This window comes from Enterococcus larvae, from assembly GCF_017830045.1.
Taxonomy (GTDB): domain Bacteria; phylum Bacillota; class Bacilli; order Lactobacillales; family Enterococcaceae; genus Enterococcus_L; species Enterococcus_L larvae.
In genome coordinates, this window is sequence record NZ_JAEDXU010000002.1 from 109409 (window position 1) to 123825 (window position 14417).

Below are 14417 nucleotides of genomic sequence, written 5' to 3' on the forward strand. Positions count from 1 at the left end.
TGGGGAAAACATGTTCACCGTTTAAATGAATAACCAAACCTAAATTAGTGTTTAGCGAAACAGATAATCGACAGGGAGAGTAAAAAAGCTGGCAGCAGCTTGATTTCTAACTGCAAGTTTATTGGGAAACTTGAGGATTCTGTACGCTTTTCTTACAAAGGAGAATTTTTAATGAAACAGTCAAGAATGTTAATACCAACTTTACGGGAAGTACCAAATGATGCGGAAGTATTGAGTCACCAGATGCTTTTGAGAGCAGGCTATGTTCGTCAGGTGTCTGCTGGAATCTATTCTTATCTGCCGTTGGCTAATCGTGTGTTGGAAAAGCTGAAAACGATCATGCGAGAAGAGTTTGAGAAAATCGGTGCTGTAGAAATGCTGATGCCTGCGTTGCTTCCAGCAGAGCTATGGAAGGAATCTGGAAGATATGAAACATATGGACCGAACCTTTACCGATTGAAGGATCGTAATGACCGTGAATACCTTTTAGGCCCTACACATGAAGAGACATTCACTGAACTGATCAGAGATGAAGTGAATTCATACAAAAAACTACCATTGAACCTATATCAAATTCAAACAAAATACCGTGATGAAAAACGCCCTCGCTTTGGCTTGCTTCGCGGAAGAGAGTTTATCATGAAGGATGGTTATTCCTTCCATGCGACTGACGAGAGTCTTGACGAATCTTATAAAGATTATGAAAAAGCTTACTCAGCGATTTTTGAACGTTGTGGTCTGGAATTTAGAGCAATCATCGGAGACGGTGGTGCAATGGGCGGAAAAGACTCTAAAGAGTTTATGGCGATTTCTGATATTGGAGAAGATACGATTTGTTACTCAACAGAAGGGGATTATGCAGCGAACCTTGAAATGGCTTCAAGCCTGTACTCTGCTAAAAAATCTCACGAGAGCTATCAAGAGCTTGAAAAGGTGGCAACGCCTAATGTTGCGACGATTCAGGAAGTTAGCGACTTTTTTGAAGTAGATCCTCAAAAAATCATCAAGTCAGTATTGTTTATTGCTGATGAAGAGCCGGTCATGGTTCTTGTTCGTGGTGATCATGAAGTGAACGACGTCAAGCTTAAGAATTTCCTTGGTGCTGACTTCATGGAAGAAGCAGCTGAAGCGGATGTAGAAAAATACATTGGTGCGAAATTCGGCTCAATCGGTCCTGTTGGCTTATCAGAAGATGTGAAGCTGTATTCAGACCTTCATGTTCAGGATTTAGGCAATGCGGTTGCGGGCGCTAATGAGACTGGCTTCCACTTGAAAAATGTCAATCCTGAAAGAGACTTTAATCCAATCAGTTATGAAGATCTGCGCTTTGTTCAAGAGGGAGATCCGTCACCAGATGGAAACGGAGTCCTTGCCTTTACTAAAGGGATTGAAATCGGTCATATCTTTAAACTGGGAACACGTTATAGTGAATCAATGGGCGCAAATGTTCTGGATGAAAACGGAAGAGAAACTCCTGTGATCATGGGATGTTACGGAATTGGTGTTAGCCGTCTGTTGTCAGCGATCGTTGAACAAAATGCTGATGAGAACGGCATCAACTGGCCGAAGGGAATCTCGCCATTCGATCTTCATGTTGTTCAAATGAACATTAAAGATGAGTATCAAACAAAACTAGCTCAGGAAGTGGAACAAACGATGAATGAAGCTGGTTATGAGGTACTCGTTGATGATCGTAATGAACGTGCGGGAGTTAAATTCGCTGACGCTGACCTGATCGGTTGCCCAATCAGAATCACTGTTGGTAAAAAAGCCGTTGATGGTGTAGTAGAAGTGAAAATCAAAAAGACAGGCGAAATGCTGGAGGTTCGTAAAGAAGAACTTGCAAGCACATTGTCTATCTTATTGAATACTGAAACAGAATAACTATAGAAATGGCAGGCCTAGTCACTGTAAAGTGATGGGGTCTGTTTTTTTGAGTAAATCTTGTCTGTTTTTCGTAAATGTCCTATCAGGTCAAATCTTTTTCAGTATAATGGAACTAGTAGATGAAACGAGGAGAAGAGAATGAAAAAAATTTTATTGATTGAAGATGATGAGCATTTACGTCGAGGGATATCCTTTACTTTGGAGCAGGAAGGATATTCGATCGTCAGCCATGATCAGGTGGGAGGAGCTTTAGATATTCTCAAACAGGTACAGCCTCATTTGGTTATTTTAGATGTCAATCTGCCTGATGGTAATGGATTAGATCTGTGTACTCAGATTCGCAAAATTAGTCAAGTTCCGCTTTTCTTTTTAACTGCTCTTGATATGGAAACGGATGTTGTGGCTGGGCTGTCAGTGGGCGGCGATGATTATATCACTAAGCCATTTTCTTTGGCGATTCTCAAGGCTAAAGTAGCGGCAGTTTTTCGTCGGGAGGAATCCTATACGCAAAAAATTATTTCCCCGCCATTTACATTGAACATAGAACGAAACTGTTTGTTGAAGAATGACGCGGAGATATTATTAAGTGCGACAGAATACCGTATCGTCAGCTATTTTATCAAAAATAGAGGAATCGTACTGGAAAAAGAGAAGATATTAAGTGTCCTGTGGGATGAGCAAGGAAAGTATATTGATGAAAATACACTTTCTGTGAATATCCGAAGAATTCGGTTGAAAATCGAAGATGATCCACAAACACCTCGATATATCAAAACCGTCAGAGGCGTAGGATACATCTGGGAGAAGGAGGAATGAACATGTGGGTCAGTGCTGTGCTGTTGGGCGTAGTAGGCGTGCTGTTTTACCTTCTTTTAAACAGTAAGAGAGAGCATGAAAAGGAATTGGAGCAGGCCGCCTATGTATTGGATTCTGTCATTCAAGGAGAGTTTCCAATAGATGATTTGCGCTATAGAGAAGGGCTGGAGGCGAAGCTAGTCTTCAAGGCGTTGAGGGTCGCTGAAATCAATCGTTTCTATGCGGGAACAGCCAGAGAAGAACAAGAGAAAACACAGGAACTTGTTGCAGATATCTCACATCAAATGAGGACGCCGTTGTCGAGTATCATGATGTATACAGAGTTGATGGCAGATGAACGATTGTCGAAAAAGGAAGAAAATGAATTCTTAAATCGAATAGCTCTCAGCTCTGAAAAGCTGTTTTGGTTGATTTCAGAGTTCATCACCATTTCCAGATTTGAAGCTAAATCAATGCAGCTTCAAACCGAGTTGGGAAATTTAAGTGATACGATTCAGCAGGCTATCGATATGCAAAAGGAGCATGGAAGGAGCAAGCGACTTTCTTTTCACTTTCAGCCAACGGGAGAATTTACTTTGGCTCATGATCTTCGCTGGACAAAAGAAGCAATCAGCAACATTTTAGATAATGCAGTGAAATATTCACGTGAGGATTCTGAAATCGTTATAGACGTTGAGCGCCTAGTTTTTTATACGAGAATCCAAATAACAAATATTGGGCAAGAAATCTCTTCTGAAGAACAGCTTTTGGCTTTTCAAAAATACTTTCGAGGGATGAATGCTAAAGAAGAAGAGGGAGCTGGTATCGGCTTATATTTAGTTAAACTGATTGTTGAAGAACAGGGCGGCTATTCAATCATAGAATCGAAAAACGGCAAAACGATCATTTCTTTATTCTTACTAAACTGAAAGAAAGAGATTGTTCATTGTCATCAGAGAGTAAGCTTCTTTGCTTATACTTGGTCTTGTAAGCAAGAGGAGGAAAAAAGATGGAAATCGTAGAAGTAAAACAATTGGTAAAAACATATGGTAGTGGTGTTAATCAGGTACATGCAGTTAATCATGTAGACTTAGTGATAAAAAGTAGAGAGTTTGTAACGATTGTTGGGACATCCGGCTCTGGTAAGAGTACACTATTGAACTTGTTAGGCGGCTTGGATCGTCCGACTAGCGGCACAATCAGAATTGCCGGAAAGAATCTGGAAACAATGAATGAGGAAGAGCTGACGATCTTTCGAAGAAGAAATGTAGGCTTTGTTTTTCAAAATTATAATCTGGTACCTGTACTCAGCATCTATGAAAACATCGTTCTTCCAGTACAACTTGATGGAAATAAAATCGATGAAGCGTTTGTTTCCGATATCATCCAAACATTAGGACTAGCTGGTAAGGAAGAATCATTACCGTCTATGTTATCAGGAGGACAGCAGCAAAGAGTAGCGATTGCTCGAGCAATGGCTTCCAAGCCGGCAATTATTTTGGCTGACGAACCGACAGGAAATCTGGATAGTCGGACAAGTCAGGATGTCTTAGGGTTATTGAAGGCAACTGCTAAGAAATTTAATCAGACCTTGATCATGATTACTCACAATGATCAAATTGCACAACTGGCAGATCGAGTTATTCGTATTGAAGACGGACTTCTTTCAGAGCTTGATGTGACTGGTGGTGACTGGGCATGAAGGAACAGCGAAAAGCAATTCGTAATTTATGGATGAAAAGCTTTATCAGTAATAAACGAAGAAATTTCTTTGTTGTACTGGCGATTTTGCTGACAACCTTGCTGATTACTTCTGTGATTAGCTTAGGATCAAGCTTGATTACTGCCAATGAACGACAAACAATTCAATACGCTGGTACAATTGCCGATGCAAACATCAACGATTTAACAGAGCAGCAATATGCAATGATCAAAGCGAACGATCAGCTGTCAGCCTATGGGCAGCAACGAACAGTTGGACGTATTGATGAAACTAGTCTGGTAAAGAAGAAGCAAACACTGCTTCTTCACTGGTATGATGAGTCAGAGTGGAATGGACTTAGAAAAGAGGCAATCACTGATTTCACAGGAGCCTTTCCTAAAAAAGAAGATGAAATCCTAGTACCATTATCAGCACTCAATGCTTTAGGAATCAAAAAGCCCAAAATTGGTATGACGATTCCTTTGATTATTGAAGTTGATGATGAAGAACAGAAACAGGATTTTATTCTCTCAGGTTACTTTAAAGAGTTTGTCACACAAAAAGTACCAGACTTCAGCTATGTTTTAGTGTCAGAAGCATTTTCAACCAAATACCCTGATCCTGAAAAACGAAATACGGTATCTGTTAAGTACAAACAGGGCGATGATCTCCTTGAACAAAACAAACACTTAGCAGAACAGTTGAAACTGTCAGAGTATCAAGAAATCAAAACAACGTTTATGGAAACGACACAAAATCAAACAACAGTATATTTAGGCGTTGGTTTGTTTGCACTGATTATTTTAGTATCAGGAGGATTATTGATTTACAATGTTCTGTATATTTCAATCGCAAATGATATTCGATTTTTTGGCTTGCTGAAAGCGATCGGCACAACTGGTAAGCAGCTTCGACGTATTGTGATCAATCAGGCATTATTGCTGTCAGTGATAGGAATAAGCGCAGGTTTACTGCTTGGCTGGCTTTTGTCCTTCTGGTTGGTTCCATTTGCACTGAAGTCAACTAATTTTGCGGATTCAGTGGTTGTTTCTACAGCACCGTGGATCTATATCAGCGCCGCAGTTTTTGCATTGATCACGACTCTCATTAGCTCTGTCAAGCCAGCAGGTGTTGCTGCTAAAGTGCCTCCTGTTTTAGCTATTCAGTTTGTGGAGACACCAATCAAACTTAAAAAGGTTCGCTCAAAATCCGGAGGAAAGCTTTATCAAATGGCATGGAGAAACATTTTTCGTGATAAGAAGCGTGCAGTGACAGTTATTCTTTCAATGTTTTTGGGAATCACTTTGTTCATTGGTGTGAATTCAGCGATAGATAGTATGGATTTCGAACGGATCGTTCTTAATGATTTTACTTATGATGTGGATATTTCAGCGACGATGGACTTTGAAGCTGTGACAGGAGATGGGAATGAAATCCTTGCTGCACTTGAAAATATGGAGGGGATTTCAGATCTCCATGCGTATTTGGATGAAACGATTTTAGTAGATTATGATGCGGAAAAATTCTCAGGATATATTGATTCCTATAATAAGTATTTTAAATATGGACGGCACGACCCTAAAGAATTGAATCAAAAGAATTTTAAGGGAAAGCTAGTTGGGATCGACACGAAGGAAGTTGTTAAGCTAATGACAGACTCCGGTACTGATTTCGATGAGTCCGGATTTAGTAAAGGGGCATTTGGATTGGTTCAATCAAGTAATCCAGAAGATTTTTCTGAAATCCCGACATTAGATTTCACTGTCTTATCCACTGGAGAGAAGCAATCAGTACCTGTTGAAGGTGTAATAGCAAATGATTATCTTGGTATACAAGCGAAAGGAGCGCCGGTTATTTATGTGGCTAAAGAGGCAATAAACCAATTCACGCCTTATGCAGACATGTTTTCTGTTGCATTCAATATCGAGGATGAAAAGGAAGCAGCAATCATCAGTCAGCTGAAAGCAATGATTGATGAACAGCCGTATTTCAGAATCATGAGTAAAAGCGAGATGTTGGAAAAAGCGAGAGAAGAAATCATGACCTTCCGTTTGCTGGGGAATACACTGGCTGTTGTTCTGGCGTTGATTGGTCTATTGAATTTTGTAAATATCATCACAACTAGCCTAATTGCAAGAAAACAGGAACTGGCGATTTTAGAAAGTATTGGAATGACGAGAAAGCAAACGAATCAAGTGCTGGCGTTCGAAGGCTTTTACTATGCAGCAATCACTGGAGGACTAGTGCTGACGATTGGTTCGTTGGTAACCATCGGCTTGTTCCAAATCGTAAAAAATACTGCACCGATGGCAGTCTTCTCATTCCCGTTTCTAACTATGGGTCTGTCTTTATTATTAGTCAGCGGACTATGTATTGCTACGCCATTGGTTGTAATGAAACTCTCTGGTCATCAGGCGTTGGCAGACAGAATAAAATAAAGCACAGCAAAATAATTTTAATAAGAGGTCATTAATAGATGGTGAGTCGAATGCTATGGAAGATAGTGCTTGGCTCATCTGTTTTGTTGCTAGATAAAAAAGGTGTAGCTGGAAATTATCAATACAATCAGCATTCCATTGAAAAAAAGAGCCGTTTTTAAGTTGAAATCAAAGGATTTTCGTGGAATATGTTGTCAGTCTCTCCCGTACAGGCTTGATTGTATTTCTAAAAAATTAATAGTATACTTAACAATGTTCAGACCTTTATAAAGCAAGTGATTGGTCATTTTTTTTGACTAAAAGACAGGGGAATATCAGCTGATTTTACTTTTGACGGTTTTTCAATAAAGAAATCGCTGTGGTAAAGTTGAAAAGCGAAGCAAGTCTTTTATTCACACCTTTATGGGAAAGGTCTTTTTATTCGCAGGTATATGCAGTAATAAGAGGAGGTTCGATTTTTGGAGCAAGAACAAGACTTATTTAAAAAATTATTGGATCAGATCCAATTAGAAGATTCTGAAAGAGAACATCCCGTTCTAAAAGAAGGGAAAATCAAAAAAGTACTCGTTCATCAAAAGAGTCGCTTGTGGGAGTTCCATTTAGAAATGCCGGAAATCCTACCGATGATGCTGTATCAGTCCTTGATTCAGCATATTGAGCTTGGCTTTCAGCAGATTGCAGCGACTTCGGTAACGATTCATACAGCAAATGGCGGTACATATACAGAACAGCAGCTTGTTGATTATTGGCAGTTAGCACTTTTGAATAGTCAGTGTGAATCACCTCTGGTTCAGCGTGTGGTCAAAGAGCAGACACCTTTGATTCAAGACCAGAAGGTTATTTTGCCAGTCGATAATGAAGCGGTTATTTCCTATTTGAAACAGCAGTATCTGCCAATCATTGAAAATTTGTATACCCAGTACGGGTTCAAAAAATTTCATATTGAGCCAAAGATGGACCAGCAGCAGGCGGAACGTGTTCTGAAGCTGTTCGAGGAAAGAAAGCAGGAGCAGGCAGAAGCATTTCAACAGCAGGCTGCAGAGTCTCTTGTCAAACATGAACAACGAAAAAAAGAAAAGCAGTCCTCTGTGGGGACTCTTGATGGGCCGGTGAAGTTGGGAAGAAATATCCCAAGTGACGAGCCAGTTCTGCCAATGGCTAACATACTGGAAGAAGAACGTAGAGTCACGATCGAAGGATTTATCTTTGATAAGGAAATACGTGAGCTGCGCTCTAAACGTAAAATATTGATTTTGAAAATAACGGACTATACTTCTTCCTTCATCGTGAAAAAATTCTCGAATGGGGAAAAGGACGAGCAAGTCTTTGAAGCAATCAAACCTAAAAGCTGGATTCGTGTACGGGGAAGCGTTCAAGAAGATACATTTATGCGGGATCTGGTCATGAATGCTCAGGACTTGATGGAAGTCGCACATGAAACGAGAAAAGATTATCTTCCTGAAAGTGAAAAGAGAGTGGAGCTTCACTTACACAGTAATATGAGCACGATGGACGCTACTAATAATATCAGCGATTTGGTTGCACAGGCCGGTAAATGGGGACATAAAGCAATTGCAATCACAGATCATGGTGGTGCCCAGAGTTTTCCTGATGCGCATAGTGCCGGGAAAAAGGCCGGAGTGAAGATTCTCTATGGTATTGAGGCCAATGTCGTCGATGATGGTGTGCCGATTGCTTACAATGAAGCACATATTGAATTAAGTGAAGCAACTTATGTGGTATTTGACGTGGAAACGACAGGGCTGTCAGCCGTCTATGATACGATCATCGAGCTTGCTGCAGTAAAAATGCACAAGGGAAATATTATAGAAACATTTGAGCAATTCATTGATCCGGGACATCCATTGTCACAGACCACGATCAACCTGACAGGGATTACCGATGAAATGGTGCGAGGCTCAAAATCTGAAGAAGAAGTCCTAAAGATGTTCAAGGAATTTGCCGAGGGAACGATTTTGGTTGCCCATAATGCGTCATTTGACATGGGCTTCTTAAATACGAGCTATGGTAAATATGGAATTCCGGAAGCGGAAAATCCTGTTATTGATACATTGGAACTTTCACGTTATTTGCATCCGACTTTTAAGAGCCACCGCCTGAATACTCTTTCCAAGAAGTTCGGTGTAAACCTTGAGCAGCATCACCGAGCGATTTATGATTCAGAGTCAACAGGACATCTATGCTGGATATTTTTGAAGGATGCAAAGGAAAATCATGAGATGTTCTATCATGATCAGCTGAATATGCATATTGGAGAAGGAGATTCTTACAAACGAGCAAGACCCTTTCATGCGACGATTTTAGCAACGACACAAGCAGGATTGAAAAATCTGTTCAAGCTGATTTCTATGTCGAATGTCAATTACTTCTTCAGGATTCCTAGGATTCCACGATCCCAGCTGAATAAGATGCGTGAAGGGCTGATTATTGGAACAGCATGTTCCAACGGTGAAGTCTTCGAAGCAATGATGCAAAAAGGGGTAGAGGAAGCAAAAAATCGAGCTAAATTCTATGATTACATTGAAGTGATGCCTAAGCAGGTCTATGCACCATTATTGGAGCAGGAGCTAGTTAAAAACGAAGCTGATTTAGAGGAAATCATCAAAAATCTTATCAAAATCGGTGATGAACTGGATAAGCCAGTGGTTGCAACTGGGAATGTTCATTACTTGAATGAAGAGGATAGCGTTTATCGGAAGGTTCTTATTGGGTCGATGGGCGGCGCAAATCCTTTGAATCGTCACAGTCTACCTGCAGTTCATTTCAGAACGACAGATGAAATGCTGACGGCCTTTAATTTTCTTGGGGAAGAAACAGCGAGAAAAATCGTGATTGAAAACACAAATGCGATTGCAGATATGTGTGAAGAGATCACTCCAGTCAAGGATGATCTATATACACCGAAAATTCCTGGTTCAGAGGATGAAATCCGTAACTTGAGCTATTCGCGAGCGAAAGAACTTTATGGTGATCCATTACCGGATATTGTTGAAAAACGTTTGAAGAAGGAACTGGACAGTATTATCGGAAATGGTTTCTCGGTAATCTATCTGATTTCTCAAAAGCTGGTGCATAAGAGCATGCAGGATGGCTACTTAGTAGGGTCTCGTGGGTCTGTTGGTTCCAGCTTTGTTGCGACGATGACTGGAATTACCGAGGTTAATCCATTGGCGCCTCATTATCATTGTCCAAACTGTCAGTATTCAGAATTCTTTGAAGATGGCTCTTATGGTTCGGGATTTGATATGCCGGAGAAGAGTTGTCCGAAATGCGGCGCTCGTCTCTTCAAGGATGGACATGATATTCCATTTGAAACCTTCCTTGGTTTCCATGGCGATAAAGTACCCGATATTGATTTGAACTTCTCCGGAGACTATCAAGCAGAAGCACATGGCTATACAAAGGTGCTGTTTGGAGAAGAGTATGTATACCGTGCTGGAACGATTGGTACCGTGGCGGATAAAACTGCATACGGATTTGTAAAGGGATATGAACGTGATCATAATCTGCATTTTCGTGCGGCAGAGATCGATCGTTTGGCTAAAGGATCAACTGGAGTAAAACGAACGACTGGGCAGCATCCCGGGGGGATCATCGTTATCCCCGACTATATGGATGTTTATGATTTTACGCCAATCCAGTATCCTGCAGATGATCAAAATGCAGAATGGAAAACGACTCACTTTGACTTCCATTCGATCCATGATAATGTATTGAAGCTAGATATACTAGGACATGATGATCCGACTGTGATTCGTATGCTGCAGGATTTATCTGGAATCGATCCTAAAACGATTCCGACTGATGATCCTGAAGTTATGCGTATATTCGAGGGAACAGAAGTGTTGGGCGTTGATTCTGACCAAATCTTTTCTAAGACGGGTACATTGGGAATTCCTGAGTTTGGGACTCGGTTTGTTCGAGGGATGCTTGAGCAAACTCACCCATCGACATTTGCAGAGCTGCTGCAGATTTCCGGTCTATCTCACGGAACCGATGTATGGCTGGGGAATGCGGAAGAGCTGATTCGCAGAGGTGAAGCAAACCTAGCTGAAGTAATTGGTTGTCGGGATGATATCATGGTTTATCTGATCCATGCTGGATTAGATGATGGTATGGCGTTTAAGATTATGGAAACAGTGCGTAAAGGGCTGTGGAATAAGATTCCTGATGAATTGAGGGAAGAATATTTGAAAGCCATGCGTGAAAACAATGTACCGGATTGGTACATCGATTCCTGTTCGAAGATCAAGTACATGTTCCCGAAAGCCCATGCGGCTGCCTATGTATTGATGGCGCTTCGTGTTGCTTATTTCAAAGTGTACTTCCCAATTCTTTATTATTGTGCATATTTCTCCGTTCGTGCAGATGATTTTGATTTAGTTGCGATGTCTCAAGGGAAAGAAGCGACTAAAGCACGAATGAAGGAAATCCAAGATAAGGGACTTGAAGCTTCTACGAAAGAGAAGAACTTGTTGACAGTATTGGAAATCGCCAATGAGATGTTGGAAAGAGGTTATAAATTCAGCATGATCGATCTGTATAAATCTGATGCAGAAAACTTTGTAATTGATGGAGACACATTGATTGCGCCTTTCCGTGCTGTACCGAGTTTGGGACAGAACGTGGCAAACGCAATCGTTGAAGCAAGAGAAGATCGTGAATTTTTGTCGAAAGAAGATCTGGCTACTCGAGGAAAAGTTTCCAAGACATTGATCGAATATATGAATGATAATGGCGTTCTTAAGGACTTACCGGACGAAAATCAATTGTCCTTGTTTGATATGCTGTAAGAGGAAGTCAATAAAACAATCTATAAGAATAGACAACTCCCCTGTAAACCGTGATACATGGTTTACAGGGGAGTTGTCTTTATTGCGGCTATTCTTCAAGTGAAATCAAACTATCTGTTTGCCCGTTTTGCTCCAGTTCATAGAGACTATTCAAAGAGCTTTCCATCAGGATTTTTGATGCCTCAAGAGTATAAAAGGCGATATGCGGGCTAACAATGACGTTATCCAATGCCAGAAGTTCAGCAATATAAGGATGCTCACTCGTTTGCTCTGCCTTTGTTTTATTTATATACAAATCCTCGTTCTCCAATGTATCCAGTCCAGCACCGCCGATTTTTCCAGCTTGTAGAGCTGTTAAAAGTGCTTTAGTATCAACAAGCGGACCACGGGCAGTATTGATAATCAAAGTTTCCGGCTTCATCAAATTAAGTAGTTTTTCGCTGATCAAATGATGGTTCTCAGAAGTGTAAGGTGTGTGGAGACTGATGATGTCTGCCTTTTCTACGACCGCTTCAATTGTTGGCAAATAGGTCAGTGTTTCTTCAACATGTTCTTTCGGAAATTTATCATAGGCAATGACATTTGCGCCTAACGAATTGAAAAGTTGGGCAGTAGTCAAGCCAATATGTCCGGTTCCAATGATTCCGACTGTTAAATCATGGATCTCTCGACCAATCAATCCATCAAGAACAAAATTTTGCTGCTGTTCTCTTTGCATGAGTCGAGGAATATGCCGAAGCAGCATAAAGCTTAGTGTAAGTGCATGTTCAGCAATGGCGCGGGGGCTGTATACTGGCACATTCGCCGCTTTAATGTTATATTTTTTTAGGTAAGCTTTGGATAAGCCGTCGATTCCGGCTGAGCGGGTAGATAAGAAACGAATACCGTATTCTGTCATTTGTTGATAGACAGCTTCGTCATGGACTGAAGCCATTTGCTGAAAAGAGACTGCATCTGCATTTTTTGCGAGGATAATCGTCTCTGCGTTCAGTTCCTGATCACTAGTTTCTAGTGTTACATTATGCTCTGCAGCCCATTGTGCAGCAACAGGTTGTTCTTTTTTTCCTATACCGTAAATAAAAATTTTCATAAAAAGCTTCCTTTCCTATGTTACTTATGAGCTGTGTAGACGGGCGGTTATTCTTATAGTCTAGTTTCATGAACTAGTTTTTTAAAATCATAAATTGAAGTCTGTCTCGTGATAAAAATCAGTATATACCAGACTTAAATTTATGGATTGAAAGCTGACTGAGTTCATTCAGCCTTTCCAGATGTCCGGCTTCACAGACTAACTTCTTCAACAATAAGATAACTTGCTTTCAATGATAAAGAGCATCATTGAGTCAAGTTCCTATATTGTTCAGAAGTTGCCCAGTCTGTTCAGCCTTTCCTATTTTACGGAATTTTTTGTTCTTTTCCAAGTAAAGAGTGTTAAGTTATGTCTAAAGCTGAATAGAATAATCTTTTTAAACCTTTAATTTTTTTATCAAGTAGCATATAATAAGAAAGGATTGTTCTAATAAGGCAGAGGCGTGAGCAAATGGCAAATAATTTTAGCGAGAAGAAATAATTTACAGAGTATTTCCTTTCTTTTTGATTTGCGTCGATTTGTTTTCGAAAAAGCAGCTTTTGGAATATTGTTTGCAGGGTATAAGGCAGGTATGAACTTATTTCATGTCCTGTGATTTTCATGGTATAATACAGCTTTACGGGTTTATTTACAGGAGGAGAAAAATATGGCAAAAGATAAGACAAGATACAAAGCAATGATAGCGAATCACACGTATACAATTATTGGACAGGAAACCAAAAAGCATATGGACTTGGTTACAAGAATTGTCAATGAACAGTTGGCAGAAATCAAACATATCTCTCCTCAGACCAATACAGAACAAGCGTCTGTCCTTTTAGCTGTCAATGCTGTCTCTGATCAACTAAAAAAACAAGAGGAAGTTCTGAAGCTGCGACAAGAAGTTGAAGAGTTAAAGCGTCGTACAATCAGAATTACTGAACTTGAAAATAGAATCAAGCGAATCGAAGCGATCGAAGAAGAAGCAAAGGGTGTATTGAAGAAAAATGGGCAGGAAGATGTTGAAATCCATAATCACATGGAAGCACAGCAAATCCTGAATGAGAATCGTAAACAGCAGATTCAGAAAAAAGGGACCCAAGATTCTCAAGATACAAATGAACCCCAGGAAAACTAAGCTTGAAAGGGTGACAGAATGTTAACGTTACTAATACTTATAATTTTAGCGGCTGGATTTTACAGCGGTGCTAAAAGAGGATTTGTCTTACAAATTTTATATAGTGTGGGGTACTTGATTTCTTATCAAGTAGCGAAAAGCAATTATAAAGCATTGGCGTCACACTTAGAATTATACATTCCCTACCCTTCTGCGACACAGGAAACGAAGCTGGTGTTTTTCAATCAGGAAATTGTTCTTGAATTGGATCAAGCCTTTTACGGCGCAGTTGCGTTTTTGATCATTCTGTTTATTGGGTGGCTGATTGTTCGATTTGCGGCAATTTTTGCACGTGGTCTGACCTTTATGCCGATTCTAAAACAGGCCGACTGGGTTGCCGGTGGTGTTTTAAGTATGGTAGTGTTATATGTTGGAATGTTTCTGGTTTTAAATGCTGTCTCCATGATCCCGGTGGATTTTATTCAGAATCAGTTTGAGAGTAGTGGTCTGGCTCAATTTATGATCAAGGATACACCAATATTTTCTAAACAAATCTATAATCTATGGGTAGAGCAGATGATTAACTAACAAAAGT

9 protein-coding genes are annotated in these 14417 nt (G+C 40.2%); 8 read left to right on the forward strand and 1 reads right to left on the reverse strand.

Annotated elements, in window-relative coordinates; all coding sequences use genetic code 11:
• Positions 1-171 precede the first annotated feature (171 nt).
• The 6 genes from I6N96_RS04570 to I6N96_RS04595 all read left to right on the forward strand — a co-directional run bounded on the left by I6N96_RS04570 (position 172) and on the right by I6N96_RS04595 (position 11636).
• Positions 172-1884 (forward strand): proline--tRNA ligase, encoded by a 1713-nt coding sequence (locus I6N96_RS04570; protein ID WP_209556335.1) that lies wholly within the window; start codon positions 172-174, stop codon positions 1882-1884.
• A 141-nt stretch (positions 1885-2025) separates the two neighbouring features.
• Positions 2026-2703 carry a response regulator transcription factor gene (locus I6N96_RS04575; protein WP_209556336.1) on the forward strand — a complete coding sequence of 226 codons (678 nt, stop codon included), beginning with the start codon at positions 2026-2028 and terminating at the stop codon, positions 2701-2703.
• Positions 2704-2705: 2 nt separating this feature from the next.
• Entirely contained in the window at positions 2706-3611 is a 906-nt protein-coding gene (locus I6N96_RS04580) for a sensor histidine kinase (RefSeq protein WP_209556337.1), read from the forward strand.
• A gap of 80 nt (positions 3612-3691) precedes the next feature.
• Positions 3692-4384 (forward strand): ABC transporter ATP-binding protein, encoded by a 693-nt coding sequence (locus I6N96_RS04585; RefSeq protein ID WP_209556338.1) that lies wholly within the window; start codon positions 3692-3694, stop codon positions 4382-4384.
• Positions 4381-6822, forward strand: coding sequence for an ABC transporter permease (locus I6N96_RS04590; protein WP_209556339.1), 2442 nt, complete (start codon positions 4381-4383; stop codon positions 6820-6822). Before I6N96_RS04585 ends, I6N96_RS04590 begins: the two co-directional genes overlap by 4 nt.
• Before the next feature lie 458 nt (positions 6823-7280).
• A complete protein-coding gene (locus I6N96_RS04595) occupies positions 7281-11636 on the forward strand; it encodes a PolC-type DNA polymerase III (protein WP_209556340.1) in 4356 nt (1451 codons plus the stop codon).
• Positions 11637-11724: 88 nt separating this feature from the next.
• Here I6N96_RS04595 and I6N96_RS04600 read toward each other — a convergent pair whose 3' ends face one another.
• Positions 11725-12726 carry an NAD(P)-dependent oxidoreductase gene (locus tag I6N96_RS04600; protein ID WP_209556341.1) on the reverse strand — a complete coding sequence of 334 codons (1002 nt, stop codon included), beginning with the start codon at positions 12724-12726 and terminating at the stop codon, positions 11725-11727.
• 646 nt (positions 12727-13372) lie between these two features.
• Here I6N96_RS04600 and zapA point away from each other — a divergent pair.
• Entirely contained in the window at positions 13373-13843 is a 471-nt protein-coding gene (zapA, locus tag I6N96_RS04605; protein ID WP_209556342.1) for a cell division protein ZapA, read from the forward strand.
• Between the two features lie 18 nt (positions 13844-13861).
• Complete coding sequence (locus tag I6N96_RS04610) at positions 13862-14410, forward strand: CvpA family protein (protein ID WP_209556343.1); 549 nt, start codon at positions 13862-13864, stop codon at positions 14408-14410.
• Positions 14411-14417: the final 7 nt, after the last annotated feature.